Origin of the sequence: Colwellia sp. MB3u-41, assembly GCF_014076845.1 — a bacterium.
In the GTDB taxonomy this organism is placed as follows: Bacteria; Pseudomonadota; Gammaproteobacteria; order Enterobacterales; family Alteromonadaceae; genus Colwellia_A.
Genome location: NZ_JACGUT010000082.1, coordinates 478852 through 504575 on the forward strand (window position 1 = coordinate 478852; position 25724 = coordinate 504575).

At 39.8% G+C, this 25724-nt stretch carries 26 protein-coding genes and 1 pseudogene; 8 read left to right on the plus strand and 19 right to left on the minus strand.

What is annotated here, in order from left to right:
- Position 1: 1 nt before the first annotated feature.
- The gene (locus H4J73_RS15955; RefSeq protein WP_182177339.1) at positions 2–388 is read right to left on the minus strand and encodes a hypothetical protein; all 387 of its coding nucleotides are present in this window, start codon (positions 386–388) and stop codon (positions 2–4) included.
- 420 nt (positions 389–808) lie between these two features.
- On the opposite strand from H4J73_RS15955, the gene aroQ reads away from it, so the two are divergent.
- From aroQ to H4J73_RS15980, 5 genes are all read left to right on the plus strand, one after another.
- Positions 809–1264, plus strand: a complete 456-nt coding sequence (gene aroQ / locus H4J73_RS15960) for a type II 3-dehydroquinate dehydratase (protein WP_182177341.1) — start codon at positions 809–811, stop codon at positions 1262–1264.
- A gap of 79 nt (positions 1265–1343) precedes the next feature.
- Positions 1344–1781: an acetyl-CoA carboxylase biotin carboxyl carrier protein gene (gene accB, locus H4J73_RS15965; protein ID WP_182177343.1), complete on the plus strand. Its 438-nt coding sequence runs from the start codon at positions 1344–1346 to the stop codon at positions 1779–1781.
- Between the two features lie 32 nt (positions 1782–1813).
- Positions 1814–3160: an acetyl-CoA carboxylase biotin carboxylase subunit gene (gene accC / locus H4J73_RS15970; RefSeq protein WP_182177345.1), complete on the plus strand. Its 1347-nt coding sequence runs from the start codon at positions 1814–1816 to the stop codon at positions 3158–3160.
- Positions 3161–3332: 172 nt separating this feature from the next.
- Positions 3333–3497, plus strand: coding sequence for an oxidoreductase-like domain-containing protein (locus tag H4J73_RS15975; RefSeq protein ID WP_182177347.1), 165 nt, complete (start codon positions 3333–3335; stop codon positions 3495–3497).
- Between the two features lie 30 nt (positions 3498–3527).
- Entirely contained in the window at positions 3528–3698 is a 171-nt protein-coding gene (locus tag H4J73_RS15980) for an oxidoreductase-like domain-containing protein (protein WP_182177349.1), read from the plus strand.
- Here H4J73_RS15980 and elbB read toward each other — a convergent pair.
- The 3 genes from elbB to H4J73_RS15995 are packed head-to-tail and all read right to left on the minus strand — an operon-like array spanning position 3695 to position 6997.
- Entirely contained in the window at positions 3695–4348 is a 654-nt protein-coding gene (gene elbB / locus H4J73_RS15985) for an isoprenoid biosynthesis glyoxalase ElbB (protein ID WP_182177351.1), read from the minus strand. The genes H4J73_RS15980 and elbB overlap by 4 nt on opposite strands.
- 1 nt (position 4349) lies before the next feature.
- Positions 4350–5552 carry a multidrug effflux MFS transporter gene (locus tag H4J73_RS15990; RefSeq protein ID WP_182177353.1) on the minus strand — a complete coding sequence of 401 codons (1203 nt, stop codon included), beginning with the start codon at positions 5550–5552 and terminating at the stop codon, positions 4350–4352.
- Positions 5549–6997 (minus strand): PLP-dependent aminotransferase family protein, encoded by a 1449-nt coding sequence (locus H4J73_RS15995; protein ID WP_182177355.1) that lies wholly within the window; start codon positions 6995–6997, stop codon positions 5549–5551. Before H4J73_RS15995 ends, H4J73_RS15990 begins: the two co-directional genes overlap by 4 nt.
- A gap of 353 nt (positions 6998–7350) precedes the next feature.
- Between H4J73_RS15995 and H4J73_RS16000 the strand changes: the two genes are divergently transcribed.
- The 3 genes from H4J73_RS16000 (at position 7351) to H4J73_RS16010 (ending at position 10476) form a co-directional block, all read left to right on the plus strand.
- On the plus strand, positions 7351–8253 hold the full coding sequence (locus tag H4J73_RS16000; protein WP_182177357.1) for a DMT family transporter: 903 nt from the start codon (positions 7351–7353) through the stop codon (positions 8251–8253).
- Positions 8254–8458: 205 nt separating this feature from the next.
- Positions 8459–9220 (plus strand): ABC transporter substrate-binding protein, encoded by a 762-nt coding sequence (locus H4J73_RS16005; protein ID WP_182223573.1) that lies wholly within the window; start codon positions 8459–8461, stop codon positions 9218–9220.
- Positions 9221–9366: 146 nt separating this feature from the next.
- Complete coding sequence (locus tag H4J73_RS16010; protein ID WP_182177360.1) at positions 9367–10476, plus strand: M28 family metallopeptidase; 1110 nt, start codon at positions 9367–9369, stop codon at positions 10474–10476.
- Positions 10477–10823: 347 nt separating this feature from the next.
- On the opposite strand, the gene H4J73_RS16015 is transcribed toward H4J73_RS16010, so the two are convergent.
- The 15 genes and pseudogenes from H4J73_RS16015 to H4J73_RS16085 form a co-directional block, all read right to left on the minus strand.
- Positions 10824–11816, minus strand: coding sequence for a GGDEF domain-containing protein (locus tag H4J73_RS16015; protein ID WP_259367945.1), 993 nt, complete (start codon positions 11814–11816; stop codon positions 10824–10826).
- Between the two features lie 340 nt (positions 11817–12156).
- A pseudogene (locus H4J73_RS20660) lies at positions 12157–12299 on the minus strand (transposase); the annotation flags it as partial.
- A gap of 70 nt (positions 12300–12369) precedes the next feature.
- Positions 12370–12678, minus strand: a complete 309-nt coding sequence (locus H4J73_RS16020; RefSeq protein ID WP_182177362.1) for a transposase — start codon at positions 12676–12678, stop codon at positions 12370–12372.
- Positions 12679–12780: 102 nt separating this feature from the next.
- Positions 12781–14127: a TAXI family TRAP transporter solute-binding subunit gene (locus H4J73_RS16025; RefSeq protein ID WP_182223574.1), complete on the minus strand. Its 1347-nt coding sequence runs from the start codon at positions 14125–14127 to the stop codon at positions 12781–12783.
- A gap of 413 nt (positions 14128–14540) precedes the next feature.
- Positions 14541–15248 (minus strand): transposase, encoded by a 708-nt coding sequence (locus tag H4J73_RS16035; RefSeq protein ID WP_182223575.1) that lies wholly within the window; start codon positions 15246–15248, stop codon positions 14541–14543.
- A gap of 50 nt (positions 15249–15298) precedes the next feature.
- Positions 15299–15496, minus strand: a complete 198-nt coding sequence (locus tag H4J73_RS16040) for a hypothetical protein (protein WP_182223576.1) — start codon at positions 15494–15496, stop codon at positions 15299–15301.
- A gap of 165 nt (positions 15497–15661) precedes the next feature.
- The gene (locus H4J73_RS16045) at positions 15662–17254 is read right to left on the minus strand and encodes a hypothetical protein (RefSeq protein ID WP_182177364.1); all 1593 of its coding nucleotides are present in this window, start codon (positions 17252–17254) and stop codon (positions 15662–15664) included.
- Positions 17255–17671: 417 nt separating this feature from the next.
- Positions 17672–17917, minus strand: a complete 246-nt coding sequence (locus tag H4J73_RS16050; RefSeq protein WP_182177366.1) for an AraC family transcriptional regulator — start codon at positions 17915–17917, stop codon at positions 17672–17674.
- A gap of 382 nt (positions 17918–18299) precedes the next feature.
- Entirely contained in the window at positions 18300–19082 is a 783-nt protein-coding gene (locus tag H4J73_RS16055; protein WP_182177368.1) for a hypothetical protein, read from the minus strand.
- A 49-nt stretch (positions 19083–19131) separates the two neighbouring features.
- Positions 19132–19515 (minus strand): DUF4280 domain-containing protein, encoded by a 384-nt coding sequence (locus tag H4J73_RS16060; RefSeq protein WP_182223578.1) that lies wholly within the window; start codon positions 19513–19515, stop codon positions 19132–19134.
- A gap of 12 nt (positions 19516–19527) precedes the next feature.
- Positions 19528–21231 carry a hypothetical protein gene (locus H4J73_RS16065; RefSeq protein ID WP_182177372.1) on the minus strand — a complete coding sequence of 568 codons (1704 nt, stop codon included), beginning with the start codon at positions 21229–21231 and terminating at the stop codon, positions 19528–19530.
- Complete coding sequence (locus tag H4J73_RS16070; RefSeq protein WP_182177374.1) at positions 21224–22324, minus strand: type VI secretion system protein IglI family protein; 1101 nt, start codon at positions 22322–22324, stop codon at positions 21224–21226. The genes H4J73_RS16065 and H4J73_RS16070 overlap by 8 nt, the downstream gene beginning before the upstream one ends.
- Positions 22306–23259 carry a hypothetical protein gene (locus H4J73_RS16075; RefSeq protein WP_182177376.1) on the minus strand — a complete coding sequence of 318 codons (954 nt, stop codon included), beginning with the start codon at positions 23257–23259 and terminating at the stop codon, positions 22306–22308. Before H4J73_RS16075 ends, H4J73_RS16070 begins: the two co-directional genes overlap by 19 nt.
- On the minus strand, positions 23243–23917 hold the full coding sequence (locus H4J73_RS16080; protein WP_182223579.1) for a DotU family type IV/VI secretion system protein: 675 nt from the start codon (positions 23915–23917) through the stop codon (positions 23243–23245). The genes H4J73_RS16075 and H4J73_RS16080 overlap by 17 nt, the downstream gene beginning before the upstream one ends.
- The gene (locus H4J73_RS16085; protein ID WP_182223580.1) at positions 23910–25721 is read right to left on the minus strand and encodes a type VI secretion system baseplate subunit TssF; all 1812 of its coding nucleotides are present in this window, start codon (positions 25719–25721) and stop codon (positions 23910–23912) included. The genes H4J73_RS16080 and H4J73_RS16085 overlap by 8 nt, the downstream gene beginning before the upstream one ends.
- Between the last annotated feature and the right edge of the window lie 3 nt (positions 25722–25724).

Sequence of the window (25724 nt, forward strand, 5' to 3'; positions counted from 1 at the left end):
TTTATTCATCAATTTCAAGCCGATTGACATCACTTACCTCATTAATATTTTCAATATAACCAATAGCACCTGTTGTTGACTTAACAGCCTGTATTAATTCTTGTTCACTCGAAACAATGGTGGGTGCAATGCCCATACCTGAGAAAGTTAACTTGTTCCAAATACGGTCAAGTTGATAAGGGAATAAACGCAGGGTTTCTTTACAAAATTGTTGGTGAATTTTAGTTGTGCTCGATAAAACAAAAATGGTAATTGGAACACCGTTTGCCCATTTGACTTGACGCATAGAATATATACGGCGCAGCTGAGTTGTTTTTATTGACGCAATATCAGCGCTGTTATTGGTAATAACTTCAACAGCAGAGATTGTAGGACTGCCAAAAAGCATGACAAGCACCATTAACCTATAGATAATTTGGTTGATAACTAAATCCTTGTTAATGGAAGCGGATAGTTTTTTACCTAGCCAAGTACACAGTAGTAACTATTTATAATAAGTGACTTAATACATAACAGCATACTTCCTGTTACTTTTTATATAAAAACTCTAAGCCAATGAATTAACTAATAAATATAGACAGTTATAGTGTAGTAAATTTTTACTAAAATACAAAACTTTATTGTTGGCTTATCAATAAAAAATGTCCTCTAAGTGATCAGACCAGTATTTTGCTGCTATATTCTGCGAAAACACTATAATAATCGCCTAACAGCAGAAATGTTCGATTTTGTTATTATCTATTCCATCACTGTAGTTTTTATGTGATGATATTTGTTAATTTGCTATTTAATAGGTTTTTCTCAGAACATGACCACAAAGTTTAAAGTTTTAGTGATAAATGGCCCTAACTTAAATATGTTAGGAAAACGTGAGCCTGAAATTTATGGTGCGCAATCATTAACCCATATTATTGATAATTTAACGTTACAAGCTTTACCACTGGGAATTGAGTTAAGCCATTTGCAATCAAATGCCGAACACCTGCTTATAGAAAAAATACATAATGCTCATAATGAAATTGACTTTATTGTGATCAACCCAGCCGCATTCACCCATACAAGTATAGCGATACGTGACGCTCTTCTTTGTGTAGACATTCCATTTATTGAAGTTCACCTTTCAAATGTCCATGCCAGAGAGTCATTTAGACATCATTCGTATCTATCAGACAAAGCTATAGGTGTTATTTGTGGTTTAGGCGCAGATGGCTATAAATATGCATTAGGGTCTGCGTATGCATGGTTAACTCAACATAAAAGTTAACGCATAAACAACAGAGAATGGCTGATATTCAGTGGTTCTATTAACAATAAACATTACACATTGATAAAAAGGTATTCAAATGGATATTCGTAAAATAAAAAAATTAATTGAATTAGTAGAAGAATCAGGTATTAACGAGTTAGAAATCTCTGAAGGTGAAGAGTCAGTACGTATTTGCCGTGGTGGTACCTTAGTACAAGCCGCGCCAATGATGCATTCAGCTCCTGCTCCAATTGCTGCTCCAGTTGGCAATGATACGCCACCTACACCTGCTGTTATTTCAGGTCATGTAGTGCGCTCTCCAATGGTAGGTACCTTCTACGCTTCAGCCTCTCCTGATTCGCCCTCTTTTGTAGAAGTGGGTAAACATGTAAATGCGGGTGATACTTTATGTATTCTCGAGGCAATGAAAATGATGAACCAAATTGAAGCTGACAAATCGGGGGTTATTAAAGAAATTCTAGCGAGTAACGAAGACGCTATAGAATTTGACCAGCCGCTATTCATCATTGAATAATCCTATACATATCAAAACAAAAGGGTCATTCCATGTTAGATAAAGTTGTTATCGCCAATCGAGGCGAAATTGCACTAAGAATATTACGTGCATGTAAAGAATTAGGTATTAAAACTGTTGCAGTACACTCTACGGCTGACAGAAACTTAAAACACGTTTTATTAGCTGATGAAACTATCTGCATTGGTAAAGCACCAGCACCTGACAGTTACCTTAATATTCCTGCCATCATAACGGCAGCGGAAGTAACAAATGCGGTAGCTATTCACCCTGGTTATGGTTTTTTAGCAGAAAATGCTGATTTCGCTGAACAGGTTGAAAAATCAGGCTTTGCCTTTATCGGTCCAAAAGCAGAGAGCATCCGTATTATGGGTGATAAAGTTGCGGCAATTAAAGCGATGAAGATAGCCGGTGTTCCTTGTGTTCCGGGTTCAGATGGCCCACTTAATGACAATGAAGCCGCAAATAAAGCCCATGCTAAACGTATCGGTTACCCGATTATCGTTAAAGCTGCGGGTGGCGGTGGCGGTCGTGGTATGCGTGTTGTGCGCAGCGAAGAAGACTTAGTAGAATCGATTGCTTTAACGAAAAGAGAAGCAGGTACTATTTTCAAAAATGACATGGTTTATATGGAAAAATTCCTTGAAAACCCTCGTCATGTTGAAATTCAAATAATGGCTGATGGTCAAGGTGGCGCAATTCACTTAGGCGAGCGCGATTGTTCAATGCAACGTCGTCATCAGAAAGTTGTTGAAGAAGCTCCAGCACCGGGAATTACTCCTGAAATGCGCGCTAAAATTGGTGAGCGTTGTTGTAAAGCTTGTCTTGATATTAATTATCGTGGCGCTGGTACTTTTGAATTTTTATACGAAAACGGTGAATTCTACTTCATTGAAATGAATACCCGTATTCAAGTTGAGCATCCAGTCACTGAAATGATCACCGGTGTAGATTTGATTAAAGAGCAATTACGTGTTGCTGCTGGTCAACCGTTATCTTATACCCAAGATGATATTAAAATCGCTGGTCATTCAATAGAATGTCGTATTAATGCTGAAGACCCACGTACTTTTGTTCCTTCACCGGGAAAAATCACTCGTTTCCATCCTCCTGGGGGTTTAGGTGTACGTTGGGATTCTCATATTTACGCTGAGTACTCAGTTCCACCAAATTATGACTCTATGATTGGGAAATTGATTACTTGGGGTGATAACAGAGATGTGGCAATCGCACGTATGCGTAATGCCTTAGCCGAATTAGTGATTGACGGTATTAAAACCAACATTGCCTTACATCAAGATATTTTAAATGATAAAGGTTTTGTTAATGGCGGTGCAAACATCCATTATTTAGAGAAAAAATTAGCTGAATCTGAATAACTTTCAGTAGATTTAATAATAAGCCCTGCATCGCAGGGCTTTTTTATGTCAGGGATGAGCGTTCAGATCTTAACCTGATAACAAAAGTGAAGTCCCGACATCCAAATAAGCGATGTCGTGGTATCATGGCTGACAATGAACAACCTATATCTTACTCACTGAATTTTAAAATATGACTGAATTACTTGAAAAACCTTTACCACCTGCCGATGGTGAATGTTGCGACAGCGCTTGTACACCATGTGTTTGGGATAATTTTTATGCGAAACGCAAAGCATGGCGCCTGCAACAAGTTGCCTTAAAAGAAAAACAGGTTCAAAAAAGCGAGTCGAATTAATATTAATCGATTTTGTAAGCGACATTTCTTATGAGTGAATTACTTAAAAAACCTTCAGTCCCTGCCGATGATGATTGTTGCGGTGGTGGCGCTTGTTGCCCTTGTGTATGGGACCATTATTATAGCGAACACGAAAAGTGGCGTTTACAGCAAGCTGAATTACACGCTAAAGAGCAAGCAGTAAACGCTGAACAACCTTAGCTCAAGGCAATCACTTTTTTCACCAGTTTATTAATGCCACTGGCCGCTTCAACAAGCGACGTGGCCAGCATATAGGCCGGTGTTGAGACAAGTTTGTGTTTTCCATCAACAATAATATCACCCACTTCGCAATCAACGTGCGCTAAACCACGATTCATTAATGATTCTGCAATATCACGATCTTTACCAATGGTCCCTTGCGTATCTTCACCATAAATAAGGGGGATCATTGCGGGTGCAATACACATAAAACCGAGGGGTTTATCTGCTTTAATAAAACATTGTGCCACAGCAAGCACTTCAGCATTGATTTGATAATTTTCTGCATCAAGGGCAAAGTCACATAAATTTTTTGCTGCACCAAATCCACCTGGAAAAATTAATGCATCAAATTCGTCTTGATAGAGCTCGGTAATATCTTCAATATCACCACGAGCAATACGTGCAGACTCGACTAAAACATTACGTGTTTCATCTTCACTAACAACGCCCGTTAAATGATTAATCACGTGATGCTGATTAATATTAGGTGCAAAACACCGGTAAGTTGCGCCTTGCTGCTCAATAGCGAGAAATGTCAAAACACTTTCATGAATTTCGCTGCCGTCGTAAACGCCACAGCCAGATAAAATAATCGCTACTCTTTTCATGTTAATCCTTAATTACTATACTTTTTGTCATATTCGGTAATTGACATAATAAAACGACTATTATCGAACACCACATTAATAATGCAAACGGTAAAGCACTACCATCGTAAAAATACGCTAATATGGGTCCCGCCAAGGCGCCAATACCAAAACGTAGTGTACCAATTACAGCGCTTGCTGTACCTGACTCACGGGTAAATTCTTGCATAATAAGTGCATCAGCATTTACCGCTATCATCGATAAACTCCCCATTAATGGCAACACAGCAATCGCTGTATAAACGAGCGAAAGTTGTAAAAAGTTAACCACAACTAATAAAGACGAAAAGCATAGAGCAACCATTAAACCGTAGGCCAGCATTTTTGTTGAGCCTTTACGGCTTACTAAACGCGTATTAATAAAATGTGCCATCATCAACGCGACCACATTAACCGCAAAAAGCAGACTGAATTCAAACTCAGAGACCTTAAAGACGGTCAGATAAACAAAAGGGATTGCGGTGATATAAGCAAAAAAAGCCAGCGATATAACCATTGAACTCACAATATTTAATTGTGATTTTTTGTTGGACAGCACAGTTTTATAGCGTTGAATAAAACTAACTGCCGCTAAATTCTGTTCTCGTTTAACTTCCGGTAAAAAGCGATAGACCAACAGTAAAATAATAAAGCTATAAGCAGCCAAACTTAAAAATATAAGTTCCCAACTGTGTAGTAACAACACCGAGCCAATACTGGGCGCTATCATAGGTGCAATCATCATGATCATTGATACGTAAGAAAACCCTTTCGCTGTATCTTTGCCATAACGCTCTTTTATCGTACCGGGCACAACGACCGTTGCAGCACTACTAATAAATGCCTGCAAAAACCTGAATGACAAAAACTGCTCAATACTGGTCACAAAAGCGATGGCAATGCTCATGACAATAAAGCCGGATATACCAAGCATAACGAGTTTTCTTCTGCTGCGCTTATCCGCTTGAGGGCCAAAAAACAATAAACCTAGGGCATAACCTAACAAATAAATACTTAGGCTATTCTGCACCGTTGGCATATCTGTAGACAGTTGCTCAGCCAATATAGGCATTGCTGGTAAATACATATCAATTGCCAGAGGAGAAATAGCAATAATTGCTGCTAATAATGGCAAGAGTAGCTTTAAGGACAGCTCTGCTTGTTCGCTAATTTTTAAGTTACTCATGATTTTTCCGGATAATCGTGAACAAGTTTACCAAGGTCGGCAATAGCTTTATCTATTTTTTCACACCATTTTACACCATAGCTGATGCGCATAAAGTTTTTGTATTGCCCGGTCGGTGAAAATATTTCACCGGGAGCAAAGCTAACGCCTTTCGCAATCGCTTGGCTAAAAAATTGACTAGTATCTACATGAGAACGACAACGGATCCATAAGACACTGCCTCCTTGAGGTTGTGAAATGCATACTTCATTTGGAAAATGGTTGGCGATTAAAGCGCGCATCCGTTCACAGTTATAGCGTAAGGTTTTTCTTAACACTTGTAAGTGGCGATCGTACTCCCCGCTCATCAAATAATCTGTTAGTGTCCATTGTTGTAACATTGGGGTTGAACAAGACTGAGCGCGCTTAATACGCTTTGCTGCTTCTTCAAATTTCCCCGGTAATAGCCAGCCAACACGATAACCAGGCGCCGCTGTTTTTGAAAAAGACGAACAAGTAAGTACTAAGCCTTTTTCCGAATAAAGCTGGGCTGGCACAGGACGATTTTCACTGAAATATAAATCGCTATAAACTTCATCTTCAATAAGAGGAATATCATGCGCTTCTAACAAGCTGACCATGTTCTGGCGCTGTTGGTCGGTCATCATAGAGCCAAGAGGGTTAGAGATAGCAGTAGAAAACAAACACGCTTTAACGGGATGCTGCTTAATAACCTTAGCGAGTTCGTCAACACAAACGCCCTCTTCAGTACAGGTGTAAACTTCTAAGGCTTTCATGCCAAGGCTTTCAATTAATTCAATTAACCCAAAGAAACAAGGCGATTCTACCGCGATAATATCACCGCGTTCCGCGACGCATTGTAAGGCAATTGACAACGCCTCTTGAGCACCACTGGTAATAATTATGTCGTCATGATTAATGGCAACACCCTGTTCCTGATAACGAAAAGCAAGGTTTAAACGTAATTTTGGATCGCCATTTACAGGGCCATAGCTCACCGCTTTCTCAGCATGTTTACTTAACACCGTTCGCATTAAGCGTGCTAACGCTTTATCTGGTGGGTGCGCATTAACCGGATTAGAAATTCCCAACGCAACCGAGTCCGGTAGATGAACAGCATCGTACACTTGCTCGATTAAACTTCGACAAGAAATTTCAACAGGCTCGCAACTTGCCCATATAGCGCGCATCGGCTTTAAAGTACGTGCTTTTTTTGCTTTTAAATAATAACCAGACTGTGGCCTTGCAGAAATAGTACCTTGGCGTTCTAATTCAATATAGGCTTGCTTCACGGTTGGAATACTAATCTCAAACTGTCTACTGAGCTTTCGTAAACTAGGCAGTTTATCTCCAGCTCTTATGGCACCACTTTTTTCTTGGAACTCAACAAAGTCGATAACTTGCTGATAGAGGAACTCTGAGGAAGATTTGTCTAAAAGACGCATTTTATCTAACCATTGCAAACTGTACAGGTTGCATTTTACATTTTCTGTATCTGTTACACAACAGTGTATACTATAAACTATCTACAGTAGAGTCATTCAGTTAAGCATTCAAACAGTGTGAAAAAGAACACCATGACTTTACTTTACATTGTAAGAAATCATTAGTAGCTAGACAAACATTTGATTAAATAATTATCGAATATAAAGCCCTGTTGTTATTGAATACACAATATATAAATGTGTCTAAACTGAGTAAAATAACGAAGTAATAAAACGTCAACAAAAATGATGTTAACGTTATTAAGTTAAATGCCGTGTAAAAAAATGATCGTCTAAATTTTCAGGAAAGAATAATGAACAACACACTATTATATGTGATCACCGTGCTTATCTGGGGAACAACTTGGATCGCCATTAATTACCAATTGGGTGACGTTCCACCTGAAGCTTCAATTGTTTATCGTTTTGGTTTAGCGGCAATACTTTTGTTTGCCTATTGCCGTTTTAAAAAGCTCTCACTTGCCTTTAATAGAAAGCAGCACTTACAGTTTTTATTTTTTGGCTTAATGCTATTTGGCTGTAATTACTATTTTTTATATTCCGCACAGCAACATATAAACTCTGCCCTTACCTCAATCGCTTTTTCAATGATCATGTTTTTTAATATCATAAACGCACGAATTTGGTTCAAAACTAAAATTACTCAGCAGACTTACCTCGGTGCTTTTCTGGGTTTAATGGGTATTGTTGTTTTATTTTGGCCACAAATTAACGATACAGAATTAGGCACAGAAACGTTACTTGGTTTATCACTTTGCTTTGTCGGTACTTTATTTGCTTCAACCGGCAATATGGTTTCAATGAAAAATAAACTCATGAACTTACCGATGATGCAAGCCAATGCTTGGGGTATGTTGTATGGCTCGATTTTTATGACAATACTGTTATTAGCACAAGGTAAATCGTTTACATTTTCATATACTTTACCTTATATCAGCTCACTCATTTACTTATCTATTTTCGGTTCGATTATCGCCTTTGCAAGTTACTTAACACTACTAAATAACATCGGTGCTCATAAAGCTTCATACGCCAGTGTGATGTTTCCTGCTGTCGCTGTCGTCATATCAACAATTTTTGAAGGCTTTAGCTGGAATGTTTATACCGTAATTGGCTTATTAATTATTGTTGCTGGTAATGTTGTGGTGTTAACAAAACCGAGAAAAGAAAAGATAAATATACCAACAACACCCTAAAAATAGGTGGTGTTAACAAGAGACAAGCGGCATCAATCTATTTAACCGCGATTAAACTTTAGTGCACCATTTTTAGAAAAAACAGTAGCACAACAGCGTACACCTTCCGGTTTACGCTGTTTTTTTTAGCATAAATTTATTTAAAATAAAGACATATTTTTATTCAAATGCTACTATTTTTAAAAGATCATTAATTAGGGACAGCATGTTTAATAATTCATTGTGTCAATTTTTAATCTTAGCGTTATCGTTACTTCCTTTGAAGAGCGTAGCATGCCAACAAGCTGATGTTGCTTGTAATTCGCCTATCCCAACGTTAAAGTTTGACCCTTCGGGTTCCAGTGCTTGGTACCCTTATTATATTAACACGGGCGAAAAACGTGGCATCGTAACTGATGTGGTTGACGTTATACTCGTCAATGCCAATATCAACGGCCAAGAAGTTATTTTACCGCCAATGCGCACTAATTTATCGCTTGAAAATGCGGTGGTTGATTTTGATTTAATTAATCCTGATTGGTTATCTGAAGAGAAAAAGTCTAGCCGCTATGTTTTTAGTGATACGGTTATTCCAATCAAAGAGCATATTATTTATTTGGCAGGTACTCCTATCCCCAAAGATCTAGGAAAAGATGAACAATTAAAAGGTCAAAGTTTAGGTACTGTTAGAGGTTATTACTATCACAACGATCATTTATTTAATCGGCTAGATTACCCTTCAGAAAAAGAATTGGTGAAAGCACTTTTTAGAAAACGAATTACCTTTGCCATTAGTGGCGACAAGCCTGCACAGTATTGGGCAAAAGCGTTATCGGTACCTATTATTTTAGGCCCAATACATTCTGATGGTTTTTTAAGAGTAAGACTTCGAAAAGAACTAGAGTACCTACTACCTCAAATCAATCATGCGATTCAAACTTTAAAAGTGAATGGAAGTATTACCCGTATTATTGACTCTTATATATAAAGGTTATTATTGGCGCCTAATATTAATTGACGTTCTTTATGGTGATTAATTTTTTTCATTCTCTGTTATTGTTAATAATAAGTAACTCTATTATTCTATCACCATAAAATAATCAGCCCTTTTTCGTCCTCCCCTTAAGGATAAACATGAAATATTTCCACCCTTTGGCGTTACCTTGTTTCCTGACCAGTTCGCTATTACTCGTCACTCCTTGTTCTTTAGCAGCAAATCAAACCAATACAGATATTAATGAAAAACGAGCCTATACCTATCTTAAACAACTCGCTTCACCTACCGAAGGTATTGGCGCTCGCGAAGCTGGAACTGAAAAAGAACAGCAAACAGCAAGTTATATTAAAACCATGTTTGAAAAATTTGGTTACCAAGTTACTGAACAAAAATTTTCATTTCAAAGTGGAGAAATGGAAGGTGAGTCAAACAACATTATTGCCCAATGGGGTGATTCTACTAAACCTACTATAATTTTGGGTGCTCATTATGATTCGACCGCGATGAAAACAGGTTCAATGGGAGCAACCGATAACGGTGCTGGGGTAGCAGCAATGCTGGCAATAGCCGAAGCACTCACCACTCAGCTTCCTAAAAATTATAATATTCGTTTCGTCGCGTTTGGCGCAGAAGAAATAGGTTTAAAAGGCTCTAATCACTACGTTAGCGATTTATCAGCACGTAACGAAATTGGTAATATTGCTGCCATGATAAACTTTGACACCATTGCCGGTGGCGATAAAGTTTATGTACACAGCGCACATTCAACCCCTTATAAGCGTTGTAAAAGTGATGAGTACAACAGCGACACATCAATGCGCAATGCTTTACTCAGTGCATCAATTAACGTTTTAGGTGAAGACAATAAGTATGTTATTCATCCTGATTATGCGGGCTACCCTGAAGGTGTAACAGGTTCTTGGTCTGATCATGCGAGCTTTGCCTGTGCTGGCGTGCCCATTGCTTATGTTGAGTCAACAAACTTTTCGATTAACGGTAAGGATGGCTTTGATGGTTATTCTCAATCGACCAAAGAAAAGCTGTGGACTTGCTATGATCAAAAGAACGTTACCGCTTGTGATAAAAAGACCGAAAAAAACTGGGGAAATATTTGGCACACGCAATTTGACCGTTTAGATAAACTAAACGAAATATTTCCTGGCCGTGTAAAACAACAACTTGATAATAATGTTGAGGTGTTAATTGAATTGTTAACTGATCCTGATAAATACTTATCTTTAAAATAAAATTTCAACATAATACCTGAGGTTTGTGAGTGACTTTATAAAGACTAAAGCCACTCACGTCATTTAGACCCGCAGCAGTCAACTTCCTTTGATTAGAGTCAAAAAGACTAATAGCTTTGCGTTCCCCAACCATACTGTATTTTCGATACAACCCAATAGCATGAACACTTTTGTCTCCTCGAATGATCAAAATATGGTATCGGGCATCTTGTACCAATACTTTTTTTGCTATTTCTCTTGAAGATGTAACCCTATAATTTTTTTACTTCCTGCGTTATTAATAAATAAATCATTTTCCTTCAAAATATTACGACCATAGCGACTAATTGGTCAAAGAACCTCAACTGCTACAAACTGAGGTTAATTCTGTCTCTTCCTTCTGCTTTAGCGCGGTACAAAGCGGTATCTGCTGAACAAATAAGGGCTTCTGGGGTACGGTATTGACCACTATGTTCGCATGATATACCTTGGCTAACACTCACTCGTAGAGTTGAAGGCAGACCCAGATCGCTAAAATTAATGATGTTTATCTGTTGCTGAATTTGTTTGGCAATTAACTCTGCATCTGCTGTATGGTTGCGGGGTAGAATGACGGCAAATTCTTCGCCACCATAGCGTGCCGCTAAGCTATCATTCGAAGGTAAACAAGTATCGATAACCTTCGCTATTTTTTGCAAACATTTATCGCCATAAACATGGCCAAATCGATCGTTAAAGTGCTTGAAATAATCCACGTCTATAAGGATTAAACTAATGGGTTGTCCATTCACAATGCTATCAGTCCAACTTTTATTCAGCGTTTTTTCAAGATGATACCGATTCGCCAAACCCGTTAAATGGTCGATACTGGCTTGTTTGCGAAGTTCGCTATATTCAGCCTTATGTTCTGTTAAATTATGTAACACGCCAACAAACATCGGGCTACCTTGTGTTAGTGATTCTGGCAAGCGAGAAATCGATAAGTCAGCCTCCAACCAAGTGCTATCCGCACGGGTTAATAATACCTCTTTGGGACCATGACTTAATGGTTGCTTTTTGTTTTTTTTCCAATTTAGGAAGATATACTCATATTGTTCGCGATGGCGATCATGTAGAAAGTGAAACCAACGCTGCCCCACTAAAGCGTCTTGAGAATTGCCCAAAAATTTCGCAGCCATTGGGTTAATGAATTCGATGACACCATCAGCATTGACTACAAAAATACCTTCCGCAATAACATTTATCATCTCAATAAAGGCACCTATTTTTTCGTTGGAAAGGGAAATAGAGAATTTCTCAATCACTGAACATAAGTCCAGATTATGGCTGTTAGCCTCTCTTGAATTGTTAGCTGGAGTCATTAATAAATCCTTCGTGTGTTTACGGCATCAACCTGATGTCAAACACTCTAAAGAAAAAACTCATTCGCTACCTTCTGGTAACCTTCTTACTTTAACTCATTGTTTTAATTTGATTTATTATCATCTTCAGACTTAAACTCAAGGTTTTTATATAACGGATTTTAAACCTGCAAGATAAAGTATCAACATTCAAGTCTCTGATAGGTATGAAAAAACTCGTTTTAGTTGGAAAAATCAATTAATGACACGGAGTATTTATTCTAAATTATTTAAACTTTTCGGAGTAAGGGACATATACTATTTACCGTTTAAGATCTCAAGCCATGCCTACACCCCCATGTATTACCACATACACATAGTTACTCATCACTGCGTAAGCACAAATTTCGGTGGCAAAGGCACCGGCCAAAATTAAACGACCGTCACACAATGATAATAAGGTGTATCAATCAAACTTACTTGGCTTTTTCGAGACCGAGGCATAATAACGCGCGCTATCGTCATTACCCAAACGACGATAAATATCGTGCATAACTCATTGACGTTGCGGTTTTTATCTACGTTCCCATAATGTGCCCGTTCGCCAATACGTTTTGTTGATATATTGTACATAACGCCGACCTACCGATTGCATTACTTTGGGCATAGACATTAGTTCACTGGGTGTCATGAGTAGGTGAACATGGTTTGTCATCAGCACATAAGCATGTACTGAAACTGCATACTTTACACAGGCATCACTTAGGCATTCGAGATAAAATAAATAATCATCGTCGGCAAAAAAACACACATTATGATTATTGCCGCGACTAATGATATGGCAAGCAACGTTTGCTAAAAAATGGCGTGGCTTACGGGGCATTATCGACTCCTTTCGTCCCTAAATACGCCATCAAGTATAGCTAATTTTTAAAAAATTCAAATGAGAATAGTTATCAAGTGTTACCGATCCCTTTATTTCTTTTCAAGTAACAATCAACTCAATTTGGTTTTTAAGGCTTATAATGCCGTTGAGTAAGTCGAAATAATTGCCTTCACTTCCTCTTGGTACACAACACTCATGAGCATCCGAATTCATACGAACCAAATGCTTGAGAAATTCTAATTTTTGATTTTCACTTATATTGTTTCCGTACAAACTATTTTCTATTTCTAGAAGTTCTTTATAATACGATTGTAGTTTAATATCAAAACGTCTTGTTCTGACGTTAATATTCAGTTTTGATAAGGGGTAATAAATTGAAATCAAACCCAAAGCAAAGAGCCAAATTCTATCAATAAAACCAGCGATCAAAAAAGGGAAAAAACGTGCAGCCTTTGTAGGGCCATAATTATAAAATTTCTGCGCAATGGGACTTATCGGTATTAAAGTATCAATATATTTTGGAAATTCATTGCGTTTAGCAAAAGATGTAAGTGGACTGCTGTGAATCAAATTTTTTATCTCCATCAGCAAGGCTAACTGAAGATCTGGATGCATATCTCTGCTAACTATCAAACTAGTTGATGTAGATATCAATGAAACATCCTTTGTGGGAATATGCTTTAGTAAATCAATCGAACCAGCCGGTAAAGTCATAGCTTCAAAATAACTAAAATGCTTTTTATAAGCTAATGCATTTGTGAAACTATATAGAGCCATATTGGGATCGTCAAACAAGGGGCGAATTAAAGGATCATTAATATTGGTCACAATAATCACAGCATCTACATTTCCCTTCAATAAACGTTTCCTTATCTTTAAAAACTCTCCCAAACTGAAGTTCTGATTCTCATTCACATTGACATCTAAAGCCATGAATAAATCTTTAGCGATAACAAAAGAACCACTATTGGCTGGTCCTAGAGCAACCTTATAATTAGCCAAATCTTTCAAGTTTTTTAAAACCGGAATTTTATTTTTATTATAAAAAACAAATAAAGTTTCATACGCAATGCTGCCTAGTGAATAAATCCCATCAATCTGACTCTCGTCCAAAGCTGCACCATAAGTTAAACCAGCGTTAATTTTAGATGTTGGATTGTTAATTAGAGTCGCATTTTCGACAGCACCGCCTGTATTAAAAATGGTCATATTAATTCCTGAATTTTGTAGTTTTAACCTAGTATCTTTAGCAAATGAATACCATTGCGACTGATTAGTATCACTACTAAAATTAATAACTCTATTAGGAATAGGGTCTAGATAAAATATTAAGCTAATAATGGAAATAAAAATTACGCTCATTAAAATCTTTGACTGTCTAAATTCATCTCGAATAGCATGTAATTCATCTATAATATTGGTAGCAACATACTTAAATGTATTCATAAAGTACCGCCATATGAGACGTGTACGAAATGCTGTACTCAACTCCACAATAATTAATATAGCTGGCGGGATTAACTTGGAGTGTACACTTCCAAAACTTTGCTTTTGTAACAATACTATCGTTCATAAAAAAACCTAGGGTACGATTGTGTAGTCTTTTCAGTAAACACAAAACTCAAGAAAATAATCAGAAAGATAACCATTATAATAAATAAAAACTATTTTTGGAATTGCTCATTATCATGGGTTGTTAACTTTATTAATTTGCATAACGCCGACCTGCCGATTGCATTACTTTGGTAATAGACATTAACTCACTGGTTGACATGAGCAGGTGAACATGGCTTGTCATCAGTACATAAGCATGTACTGATGCTGCATTTTTTAGACAGGAAATCAACGTTGACGTTGATTTATACTATGCCTCTAAAACACTTGGATTTTCTATCCCCACCTCTGGCTAGTGGCACTGCTCTTCTTCCCGTTTGTTGCTCAACTTGTTGTTTGAATCGATTTTCACCCAATACCCACGCTTTATTTGTCGCATCCCGTATTTCCTGTAACGTAAGTTCAGGTATGTGGTGTTCAAACAGGTATTTATAAGCCTGTTTGCGTTCCTCTTTGTTCGTGCCAAGTGATTGATAACAGTAATGGGCTGACAGTAGTGCTACATCTTTATCCAGTGCATTGCCGTGGTAACTTGACCAAGGATATTCCGCAGGGTGCACCACCATATGAGCTCTCACCGGATTAAGTTCGATGTAACGACTTACCAACAAAAAGTAGTTATCACTATCGACTAAGGTAGATTTATATCGACCTTCCCATAACGTACCTGTACGTTGATAGGTTTTGTTGATGTACCTAACATAATACCGCCCCAGAGATTGCATGAGCTGACTCACGCCTTTTTCTGTTTCAGGTGTCATGAGTAAATGCACGTGGTTGGTCATCAATACGAATGCGTGAACATTCACTTGGTACTTTTTTGCGTAATATTTGAGTTTATCGAGATAAACGGTGTAATCTTGTTCAGCAAAAAAGCTGGCCTGACGGTTATTGCAACGCTGAACAACATACTGAGGAATACCCGCCAAATTTAATCGAGGTAATCTCGCCATCTTCAGCTAAGCCCTAAAATAAAGGAATAACATAAGCGTAGATGACTAAATTAGAAAATCAACGTCTCTGACCCCATTGATTGTTGAAAATCAACGTCTCTGACCCCATTGATTGGACAGGCATCATTTAGGCATTCGAGATAAAATAAATAATCATCGTCGGCAAAAAAACGCACATTATGATTATTGCCGCGACTAATGATATGACAAGGAACGTTTGCTAAAAAATGGCGTGCCTTACGAGGCATTATCGACTCCTTTCGATACTAAATACGCCATCAAGTATAGCTAATTTTTAAAAAATTCAAATGAGAATAATTCTCAAGTGTCACCGACCCCTTTTGTCACCGACCCCTTTTATTATGCTTGACTGGGGATCCCTAATGGGCGACCCCTTTTATTCTTTTTGCTTCTCATCGCCAACGCGGTCGAGATGAGTGAATCAACACGTCGGCCATTTGGTCGAGCGTGCGTTCGTAGCGAGCCTGATCGGGCGGAGCGACGGTCGTATGCCGGAAAATTCGTATACCACTGGCAGGGTCCAGCATGTGCGCTTGGGACAATAGCAAGCGCGCTTGCATGAATAGTGGCCTGTTTTGAATGCGTATCAACTCGTGCGGACTCTCTTTGCCGTGCCCGATATGATCAGGGGCCTCCCGCTGCCTTTGGGCAAAATGCGCTTGCTGTGGGTGGTGGAACTGACTTGAGTCTTGGCCGTACCGCTGTAAGTAAACCGAGGGACGATAGTGTCCTTGGCGGGCTCTCAGGATCGTGCGTCGCGTCAATTCATTGAGTTCTAAACGGTACCTTCGAGACATATTGTCGTCGGCCAGTTTGTCACGCTCCTCCTTGGTACCGGTCACTGGTGGCTTTGGATCATGGGCGGTTCTCAAGGCTGAGCGCAGTGGTACCGGAGGGCCAGGCACGACAGCTGGTCGTTGAGGAAACAGTTTGAGCTTACGTGTGAGCTCGTCGTTCATCTTCTCACGAGCGAGCGCCGACCCAGGCTCAAGATCTTGCCAGCGGTATTGAATATCACCAACATAATGCAGGTCATCGAGCAGTTCATCGTCGAAGGGAATGCCATGGGGGTGAGCCATATAGGCGACGTCATCGACAAGATCTGCTGGCACCATGATCTGGAAGAGACTGCCTTCGACAGTGTCTGTCAGCTCGGCTGCGGCCATCAGTTGGGCGATGGGTGCGGTGTCGAAACCAAACTCACCGAAAAACTTTTCAATGAACCATCTCGGGTCAAGTGGCGTTTGCCCCTCTCCAATTTGAAAATAATGGAACGTCTCCTCACCGGCATGTCCGAGGCTGCCAAACAACGAGAGATTGGCCGAAATGATATGGCGTTTGGTACCACCATCGTTGTCGTCGATCATGCCAGTCTCTTCAATCTTGGCCACTAAGAAGTCTGTGACGTTGTCGAATTCGGCAAACGTACGGTCGTTAGGTCCTGGGTAGCGAAAGAAGTGAAAATCTGCGGGTACGGGTCTTCGGTAATACTTCTCGTAGACTTTCTTGTAGAGATCCTGAGCAATCCTCATTCGCGGCGTTTGTGCATGGTAAAAGCTGTAGAACTTGGTGCTGCCACTTAACTCGTTGCGAATGACCTTGTCCCGAATAAGTTTATAGGCGTCCACCTGCCTACGCGAGATGGTCCGAGATCGGCCTGTGGCGTTTGGATCAAGAGGAGGCGTGGGTCTTAGGAACCGCCGACGAGTACCATCGACCACCGGCCCTCGCGGGTTAAATTCTCGATCCACAAATTGGTCGGATAGAACCTGAATAGTTGGCGATGTGGCAACGCCATCCAATAGTTCGTTTGCCACGACCACCAGATCGCGCGCGTTAGCGTCAAGCGGAGATTCAGGGCCAAAGAGCAGTGCTTTACGAGCGTCGGCGATGCCCTCATGCAGCAGCCTTCGAATGCCGCCGCGTATGTGCCGTCGATGGATCAATTCATTTGCGGCAGTGGTGGTGGCCAACTCCAGTGCCAATACCGCGTTCGCGACCTCGTCAACGGGCTGGTGTTCACGTACTAGGCGGTGCCCGCAGTAGAGACATCGAGTGCCTCTCTGATCTTCTATGAAATTGGGTTGCCGTGGCCCCGGACAGTGTGAATTGTCGCAATGACTCATTATTTTGGTTCCCTAAGAATTAAAGAATTAACAAGACACCCATGATAACGAGAAGAAAAAAAAATTTTCATTTATTACTATGCATATATTTGTAATTCATTACTTTTAACATAATAATCATACAACCCTAAAAATTAATAAACCTTTGCCTCATCCCTGATACCTTTGCGGGGTGCACAAATGCTCCTAAGATAACGATTTTCTGTAATGCCCTGGTGACAATTTATACTCAGGTTTGAATGCAGTTGAAAAATTATTAGAATCTGGATAACCCACTTAATCACCCACCTGAAAAATACTTAAAGTGGTTGTTTTTAATAACGTTTGAGCCAATGATATGCGTTTTTTAAGCAGCCAGGCGAACACGGTTAGACCATAACTGCTTTTAAACGCATCATTGAGCTTATTGAGATTAGTGTCCATTTTAACAATCAGCTCACTGAGTTTGATATCTTCACCAAGCTGGCTTTGCAGATATGCCGGGGTATTTTTGGCCAAGGGCATGGCTTTTGGCATCAACAATGGTCAGGCAACTTTTGCTGATATTTTCATTGTCGATTTTTAAGATGCGGCTTTATTGTTATCGGCATTGCTGATTTAAACCGGGATATAACCCAGTTTTTTGAGTATGAAACCAAGTTGTTGTTTATTTGATCTAAATTAACAACACACCGATGATAACGAGTACCCCAAAAAATAGTTTTGCAATTTATGGCGATAGGTAGCTTTGTAATAATCCGCCAACGAAAAAGGCAAAAACATCAAATTTAACGTAAACTCAGCGGCTTAATAAAAGGGCCAATAAAACCGCATAGTTGAAGTCATAGCACATCAATAGTTTTACCATTTTGAATAGTTTTAATAATCAAATGACTTGCCCTCCTTCTTTCTTCTTTTCTCTTCATTATTTTGAAAAAACCACCTCACAGTTAGAATCATAACCCGACAACATTATGTTGCTTAATAATGTATCTATTATGGTCAAAAATACGGGTATGTTGTGGCTAAACTTCAGGTAGTTTAGAAAGCACTCTGATGGGTATTCGCCAAGCGCATGGCTACTATTTTGTAGTGCGACAAATTGCTCCTTGAGCTTGGATGAAGCGCTAAACCGCATGGGTTGACTGGCCAGATTACTGAATTCGTAAAAGCCTTCTTGGGTGCCCATGGAATTAATGATGACATCTATTTTTTGCTCATCTAGCCGGCGTTTTAATAGATGTAACACGCGGTTTAGATTGTGCGTTAGCAACACTTGTTGCGCTTCATCGTTTAACAGTAACTGATTAATATTAAGGTTGATGACCACGCGTGGTGGGAAAAAGAAAGAGCCCCTTATGCGCCGTAACTGAGCACGCGTTCTTAGCGAATCTTTCTCTAATATGACTTGAGGGATGATTTTTGTGTGAAGTTGACCGTCTAATAGTTGTATTTCGTAATTGTCTATCAGACTTTCTTCGTCATAAGAATGATCACCTAATAACAGTACTTTTACCCCATAAGCTCTTACCCAAAGTAAATAGCAGAAAAATATGCCTCCCAATATAACCAATAATGTGAGCGATAAATTTAATAAAAGGCTGTCGTTGAATGTTGCCCAGTCTATCAATAACACCAGGCTTAAGAAGGTACCTAAAATAATCAAACCTAACCCGCCTAATAACATATCCCTGTGAAGTTTACTCATGCTCACTTGACTCCTTTGCCCTTTGGACGATTAATGACTTCATTTTGACCTAAGCGGTAACGACGACTTGTCCGGCTTGTTTTATACTGATGACACCGGCCCACATGCAGTTTAACTGGCTATCGTCGGTTAAAATGGGTGAATTGGCTAACAGCACCGTTGGGTTTCCTGCAATCCAAGGACTCACAGTAACAGGAATACAAGGCGCAGGTGTGGGCACCCCAAACGCTGCCGCCGTCAGTGCAATCACAACCGGATTACTGGGTGAATTACACAGTGCAAAGGGGGCAATATTCATTATAGGGATAAAGTCCATGATATTTGCCGCCGGTGTACCTTCCATCACACGATTGATAGGCAATACAGTTAACACTGAAGGGGCAACCCCAAAACTACATTGTAAGGTGGCGCCACTACATACACAATTTGGCACAAGCTGTCTCCATTAGTCGTCTTCACTGGTTTGTAAAATGATACTGCCTTCTTCTAGGCGCACGAGTTCTGTATCATTTTCTTTATTACGTTTTATCGCAAGAACCGGTTTGCCATCGTCATAGAAATGCGACACAGAGGTTTGATCTTCTGAGGTTTTACCAAATAAAATATGGTTTCCTTGGGTGGCCATGGGTAATTGCACACCTTCGCCCCAGTTAAGTACTTTCACCACATGGGCTCGATATAAATCAAAGGCGAGTAGTAGTTTTGTATCTCGATGAAAGGGAAAATAAAAGTGGCTGTTTAGATAGTCAGGCTCCAACATGACTTTAATCGTTAGATCCCACAAAGGAATGTTTACTTTGTATTCGAATTGGCCAGTATCATCATTTTTAGGTACATCAAAGGTTTTCTCATTGTCTTGCCCTTGGTCACTGACGATCAAACCTTCTACATACAAAGGGTATTGGGGCAGTGTATATTTCGGCAGCACAGATTGTGGCTTATCCGTCGGGTGACCCTGAGCCTGATATAGCAACTGGTATTGGGTGTACGTTAAATCAAGGTCTTTTTCAGGCCGATTATCCAGCGCCTTTACATTGATATATAGGCTGGCACAACGGTAGATTTGATTAGCGTGTAAAAAGTGCTGACCATCTACTGAGGGATCCACACTCAGTTCGCACTCAGGCCAAAACGTTTGCAGTGGCCATTGATTAAAAACAACTTGAATTTGTTTACCATGCACAGTTAATCGATTGCTTTGCATGTCTTTACGCTGATTGAATCGGTCTTCGATTGATTGGCGCAACATAGTGTCGTGCTTAATACCAGCCACTGCTTGCTCATTGGTCAATGGCGTATTCTTGCTGTTGTCTGCTGTGGCATTTAACAGGCTGGTTACAGAGCGTTTGCTGGCAGGCCAAGTATGTTGAATCGTGTTTATTTCATGGGGTAAAAATGCTGTTGTGTTTTGTAATTGAGGTTCTTCTAAACAGATTTGGTACGTTTGCTCCTCATAGTCGTAGATGAAAAACCCATTGTTATCATGAATATAACCCATTAAAAAATCGTAAAAGCTGGCCTTATTAGTGACACCGGTTTCTCCTGGGTGTGAATTATCGGTGTTACCAAGCGCGAGGCATATTAGGGGCACAATAGTGTCGGCTGGCGAAAAATCGATTGTTAGGGTGATGGGGGAAACCACTTGTGCGTTAATAACGGTTGTCATGCAGTCATCCACATATAGCTCGCTTGGATAATGCTGTTGCCAAAGTACCTGAGCTGGGTCAGCAAAATGGATGCGATAGTATCGATACAAAACTGGCGCACCATTTACTTGACGATAGGCCGACTCTGTCACTGATTTTTGTGTGACCAAGCCCTTAACTGTAAACGCTTTTGGTAGTGGTTCAGGTAAGTTATGTACCGCATTAATCCCAAGCGCTAAGCTAATTAAGTCTTCTGTAGCAAAAGTATCAATTAACGTATCTTCACGTTGGTCGTTAGGCACGTAAAACTCTAAAACACCAGTAAACCCATAACGTAATATGGCCAGTTCACATACTTTGATATTCGCCCCTGGAATAGTCGTGTCTTGTCCATTAATACTTAACACTAAGGTCAACGCAAGGGATTCCTGGCAGTGACCCGTTTGAGCATCTAGTTGCGAAAAAGGGCCTGTATGGGTGTATTCACCAGATCTATTATTCATGATAACCATCGTCCAAATAGTCTTCGATTGGCTTATCGTCTGGGTGTTTATCCCATTCTGTTTGGGTATCCTCTATCGTTAGAAAAGCTTCAATGTTGGTCTTATAACATTCACTCAATACTTTCCATTGATAACTGTCTTGCTGGTCAAATAATGGTGCGAGTTTAGCCCCGTGTTTAGCCCGCAAACTAGCAAATGAGGTAAAATACTCAGGGAAATAATGCAGGGGATTAAAGTTGTCTAATTCTTGTTGTATATCGTTCAATACTACGGCGGCTTTCAGTTGGTCATTTTGCTTAATTAAGTCTTTAAACAATAATATATGTCTGAAAAGTTGTTTTAACGCATGAGAGGGGTTGAATAATGTGAGATCAACCAGATTGTTGTTATCGATTGCTTCTTTGCCCATGGTTGGCTTTACGTTGGCGGGCTTAGTGGCCGCAACGGCATTATTTTCGACCACACTCAATACAGCTTGTTGTGTGCTATTTTTTTCATGTTCCTGTTGTTGCTGTAGTGAATAACATTCCTTTATGCTTACAAAAGCATTTTCTAGTGCATCAGTTGGCTGACTGAGCCGCTTATTAACCGTGGTATGCAGGTTGTTTAGCGCCCGTAAAATTTGTTCTGGTTTTTCCTGCCCAATACGTTCTTGGGTATTAGGATTGTCTAAGTGGTTAATGATTTTACGCAGCAGTAAAGCGACACTATTGGATAAAACTTTATTGATACTTTTATCCGATTGGTTTACCAGTGTGACTTTCCAAGGCGCTTGGGGGTGGTTCAGAATACGGTTCAGAATAATAAAAAGTGTTTCGCTAGTGATCTCTTTTTGCGAAGCCCATAAACTATACAAATAATAAACACATATACGTATATCGCAGAGGCAATAAATAGGTTGGTTATTCGCATATTCAACAATGTTTAGGTAATTTCCCAATTGCCAATCAGATGACATAGACATAAAGCAATCATCGACATTGTTGGTAATTACCATCGGCATCTCTTCACTATCTTCATTAATATGCTGAAAAACCACAGGTAATGCTTGAAGAGTGTCAATGGCAAAATAGGTCATACTCGAATTCGCCATGTGTCTTCCCATTCTCTTTGCAGCGGCTTGTGTTGTGAGTGCTCAGGTAAGCTTTGTTTATGAATAAGTACGGTGTAATTTGCTACGTTAGAAGCTTCGATTTTTGTTTTTTTACCTTTTTGCAAAAACGGGTCATAACCCAACACACTTTGCTGGCGCAATTTTAGGTGTGTTTCAGAGCGGGTGATGGATAAATAAAATTCCACTTCAATAGTAAAGTCTTTTAGCCAAGGAATAATCCATTCAATGATGCGTTCTTTGGTTTTTACCTGCCAGTCGAACGGTTGGTTATTCCATTCGGGGCGTAATAGCATATAAAATTTGAATCCGAGCTGCGTTGTTTCCTTCTCTTGTGCGCTTATTTCTCCCAAGGTCATTTGCCCAAGAATAGGCTCAGATAAAAAATTATTGTCGTTCGACAGACTGCTAATTATAGCGACTTCGAATTCAGGGAAAGCAGTATTTAATAACCAGTGCAAGCTAGCTTTACTGCGCATATTTTGCAGATGTGTATAACAAGCCACTGTGTGTTGCCAATTATCAAAAAAATGACGATTAATCTCTGGGTAAAGCTGCCCAAGATAGCTGACAATTAGCAGGTGGTCATACAATTGAAAAAATTGTTGTAACTGTTTCTCATTTACATCAGGGCGATCCATAAATTTTCGCATGTGTTCTGGCAGTATGCCTGTGCTGGCGAGGATCCCAATATTCAACTCTATAAAAGCATAACCTTGTTTGCCGTCAATATTGACCGATTCTATAAGGCGATTTTGAGAGGTAATATTATTGTGACTACTAAACCACAGTGATTGTTCGTCATAGTGATGTAATTTGAGTAGTCGTAGCAACGAAATAAGATCAAAGTCCCCAAGGCGGGCATTTATTTCTTGTTTTAACGACCATGATGAAATTGTATTATGCTGAGGGTTCATTTTTGCTCCTCAAAGCATGTCCATACTTATTAATTTTCTTGTTGTTATGTCTATCATCCGTTGCCGAAAAATGATCTCCGTGGGTAAGTTTAGCTATACAGCGGTCTTTATAAGTATCGATGGTTTCGAGGCGAGCAAGGTGTTTACCTCGGAATCCTTGTGCAAGGCAGAAATAGGACAACTCGATGATAAACCTGTACACATTCGACTGAGTAAGAAATAAGTCGATGTTATCAAAAAACTGCTCACCACCATTAGTACAACTTGCAAATTCCCGCTGTAATTTTGGCCAACTTGTCGCGAGTGTTAACTCAGCGGTGGTACGTGAGTATTTGTCTAATGACCCCTGAGTCATTTGCATTTTAGCTATTTGTGTCGTTAACACGTTTTCGTCACAAGCAATGGCCAATGTACAAACAACAAACTGAATCTGGGTTTCATCTAGTAGCCCATTCATGTTTTCTTTGCATTGTTGTAATATTTCACAAAGTTCTACATACAGCGAATTCAAGCCAACCACTGCTGGGTCGACAGGATCAACCTCTGTCTCTGCCAGCAATGCCATTTGCTGCTCAAAATCTAGGTCTGCAAATTTATGATAAATCTTGGCCTGTGCAGTAAAGTATTGATAGATTATGTCCCAGAGCTTGTTATGCATCTTTAGCATCTCTTTGCGTTAAACCGAGTTCGTCTATTTCCTCTTCAAAAAGCAACCAATTGTCTGAAGATACGGGAATGAGTTTGTCTTCTTCTGCTGTGTGTGGCGTGGCTGATAGAGGTTGGCTAGATGAAGTGGGTTCTTCTTCAGGAACAAATTCATGTTCCTGATATTCATCATGGCTGGTGGGCTCAGCTATGTGGATTTTGTTTTTGATAGTGACTCTGATTTTGCTGCCAGCTAACCAGAGGTTTAGCAATATTTGTAACTTTTTCACAAAACACTCAAGTAACGTGCGTGTTTGCGCACTGGTATCGGCAATCACAAACCCATAATTGTTGGGTGGGAAAAAATGTACTTCTACTAGCAAGGGTTTCACAGTTTTAAATTCTCGTGTAAATACTGTGCTTATACTTTCAAGAATAAAAATTATTTCTTCAAGCGTTAATCTGTCTTTGTTCTTTAACAGACTTAATTCTAATAGACTGTGTGGATCGTTGTCGTTAAAGGGTACATGGGGGACAGGAGGAGAAAATACCTGACATTTTAACCCAGGTATATCTAACTGCGTTGTTCTGACTGCTAATTTCTTCCAGAGGTGGGCACTAAACCCCGGTTGGTGCCACAAAGCGTCAACGGTAATTTTTACTGGTTTGAAGAAAGCTTCAGCAAGTTGGATGTCAATCAAAGGGGGGGCCGTTCCTTGATGATGGAGTTCATATGCACCATCACCAGACTTTAGAATACCGGGGCGTAATAAATCTCGGTCTTTTAATGCCCCTCGATAAACACCAAGGCATTTAAGCATAACCAGTTCAGGTGCTGTAGCAGGTGGTCGAACGGGGTGTGCACTACGGGTTGCATCAAAGGTAAATGCCTCTGCCTGATCTTTGCTTATGTTCTCAACACAAATCACTCCAAGTTTAAAAAACTCAACTGATAATTTGCTGTTTTGCGGCCAAGGTGAATTTAAAATTAATTTCAATTCACACTTGTTCCACTGCTGTGGGCTTTCCTTAAAATATAGATTTAGGTAATTCTCTTGCTGGGGTAACTGAAAGAAGTGCCTTATATTTTCGATAGGATGCTCTGCATCTGGCTCCATATCAGGTGAGTTGCGGGTATTTATGGCTTGAATTTCTGGTTGACAAGCGCCTAATGAAAACTGGCCTAATACTTCAAGGTTTTCATCAAATACTGCGCTCACAGCTACCAGACTTTGCTCCAATATTTTGATCAGTTGTAAGGTCAGCGAGTAATTATTATTAACCGTTAAATAAAGGGGTAAGTGTTGCAGGTGACCAGGTACTTTGGTGAGTGCGTTTATTTCAATTTTGAACTGACTGCCGGCGCTAGCTGTTGTTAGGTTATTTGATGCATACCCAAGACGTCCCAAGGTAATGGGCCTTATCGGCATAGCATGGAGGCTTTGGTATTCAGCCTTGTCGTCATCTTCTGAGATAATAGTAAATGCTGTGCCAGCCTTTATTTCGGTCGCTTCAGTAATATGACGCGTGTTGGTTTGTAACAAACCCATTGAGGCCACGGGGGAGGCAATATAGGGTAACAATTGTTGAAATACACGGCGATGAAGTTGATTGATTTGGGCCTTGCCCTCGATTCGACCTTTGGCCATAAATGCTGCCATGGCTTCAGAGAGGCGTTTAACATCAGGATCCTCATACTCTACCGGGACTTGGCTATGTATATCCATAAAACGTGATTGGATATTCGCCAGAAACGTCATTTCTTCATGGAAAATATTCTGTTCGTTTGCTGTGATTTTGGGTTCTGACGTTGCCATTTT

Coding starts and splice junctions, on each gene's coding strand:
- H4J73_RS16040 (WP_182223576.1), bottom strand. CDS start 15,496: ATGCCTCGTAAGGCACGCCATTTTTTAGCAAACGTTCCTTGTCATATC.
- accC (WP_182177345.1), top strand. CDS start 1,814: ATGTTAGATAAAGTTGTTATCGCCAATCGAGGCGAAATTGCACTAAGA.
- H4J73_RS16020 (WP_182177362.1), bottom strand. CDS start 12,678: ATGCCCCGTAAGCCACGCCATTTTTTAGCAAACGTTGCTTGCCATATC.
- H4J73_RS16065 (WP_182177372.1), bottom strand. CDS start 21,231: ATGAATAATAGATCTGGTGAATACACCCATACAGGCCCTTTTTCGCAA.
- H4J73_RS15980 (WP_182177349.1), top strand. CDS start 3,528: ATGAGTGAATTACTTAAAAAACCTTCAGTCCCTGCCGATGATGATTGT.
- elbB (WP_182177351.1), bottom strand. CDS start 4,348: ATGAAAAGAGTAGCGATTATTTTATCTGGCTGTGGCGTTTACGACGGC.
- H4J73_RS16010 (WP_182177360.1), top strand. CDS start 9,367: ATGAAATATTTCCACCCTTTGGCGTTACCTTGTTTCCTGACCAGTTCG.
- H4J73_RS15995 (WP_182177355.1), bottom strand. CDS start 6,997: ATGCGTCTTTTAGACAAATCTTCCTCAGAGTTCCTCTATCAGCAAGTT.
- H4J73_RS16085 (WP_182223580.1), bottom strand. CDS start 25,721: ATGGCAACGTCAGAACCCAAAATCACAGCAAACGAACAGAATATTTTC.
- H4J73_RS16075 (WP_182177376.1), bottom strand. CDS start 23,259: ATGAACCCTCAGCATAATACAATTTCATCATGGTCGTTAAAACAAGAA.
- aroQ (WP_182177341.1), top strand. CDS start 809: ATGACCACAAAGTTTAAAGTTTTAGTGATAAATGGCCCTAACTTAAAT.
- H4J73_RS16015 (WP_259367945.1), bottom strand. CDS start 11,816: ATGACTCCAGCTAACAATTCAAGAGAGGCTAACAGCCATAATCTGGAC.
- H4J73_RS15955 (WP_182177339.1), bottom strand. CDS start 388: ATGCTTTTTGGCAGTCCTACAATCTCTGCTGTTGAAGTTATTACCAAT.
- H4J73_RS16070 (WP_182177374.1), bottom strand. CDS start 22,324: ATGGCGAATTCGAGTATGACCTATTTTGCCATTGACACTCTTCAAGCA.
- accB (WP_182177343.1), top strand. CDS start 1,344: ATGGATATTCGTAAAATAAAAAAATTAATTGAATTAGTAGAAGAATCA.
- H4J73_RS16080 (WP_182223579.1), bottom strand. CDS start 23,917: ATGCATAACAAGCTCTGGGACATAATCTATCAATACTTTACTGCACAG.
- H4J73_RS16000 (WP_182177357.1), top strand. CDS start 7,351: ATGAACAACACACTATTATATGTGATCACCGTGCTTATCTGGGGAACA.
- H4J73_RS15975 (WP_182177347.1), top strand. CDS start 3,333: ATGACTGAATTACTTGAAAAACCTTTACCACCTGCCGATGGTGAATGT.
- H4J73_RS15990 (WP_182177353.1), bottom strand. CDS start 5,552: ATGAGTAACTTAAAAATTAGCGAACAAGCAGAGCTGTCCTTAAAGCTA.
- H4J73_RS16055 (WP_182177368.1), bottom strand. CDS start 19,082: ATGAGTAAACTTCACAGGGATATGTTATTAGGCGGGTTAGGTTTGATT.
- H4J73_RS16025 (WP_182223574.1), bottom strand. CDS start 14,127: ATGAATACATTTAAGTATGTTGCTACCAATATTATAGATGAATTACAT.
- H4J73_RS16005 (WP_182223573.1), top strand. CDS start 8,459: ATGTTTAATAATTCATTGTGTCAATTTTTAATCTTAGCGTTATCGTTA.
- H4J73_RS16035 (WP_182223575.1), bottom strand. CDS start 15,248: ATGGCGAGATTACCTCGATTAAATTTGGCGGGTATTCCTCAGTATGTT.